This is a genomic window from Pseudoroseomonas cervicalis ATCC 49957 (assembly GCF_000164635.1).
GTDB classification, from domain to species: Bacteria; Pseudomonadota; Alphaproteobacteria; order Acetobacterales; family Acetobacteraceae; genus Pseudoroseomonas; species Pseudoroseomonas cervicalis.
Map to the genome: position 1 here is coordinate 1 of NZ_GG771274.1, position 500 is coordinate 500.

Annotated in this window: 1 pseudogene; it reads left to right on the plus strand. The window is 77.6% G+C overall.

Annotated features, from left to right (window positions below):
• Positions 1–493, plus strand: a pseudogene (locus tag HMPREF0731_RS22965) (hypothetical protein); the annotation flags it as partial.
• Between the last annotated feature and the right edge of the window lie 7 nt (positions 494–500).

Genomic DNA, 500 nt, shown 5'->3' on the forward strand with positions numbered 1-500 from the left:
GCCAAGGCTGGCGCGCGGGCTGGCGGTGATGGCGCTGGGCTATCCGGCCGCGACCGGGCGCGGGGCGCTGCAGGCCAGCATCGGCACGCTGCGCCGCGCGGCGCTGACGGTGCATGAGCCGGAGGGCGGGCGCGCCGTCAGCTTCATCCTGACCGACCGCGCCGGGCGCGAGATGGAGGCGAGCTGGGAGGACGGGCTGCGCTATTTCGGCGCCGACAAGGCGGAGCGGCTGCGCTGGCGGCTGGAGATCGACGCCGCCAGCTCGGCCGGGCATTCGGGCGGGCCGGTGCTGGACGCGGCGGGCAATGTGGTGGGCGTGGTCTATGCCGGCGGGCCGCAGGGCAGTTCGGCGGTGCCGCTGGCCGATCTGCGCGATTTCCTGTGGCAGGCCGGGGTGGCGCCGTTGCAGCGCAGCCCGGCCGGGGGTGGTGCCGCCGACTGGGAGGCGGTGCGCCGCCGCGCCGCCGAGGCGATGCGGCGGGTGGCGTGCTGAGGGCGCG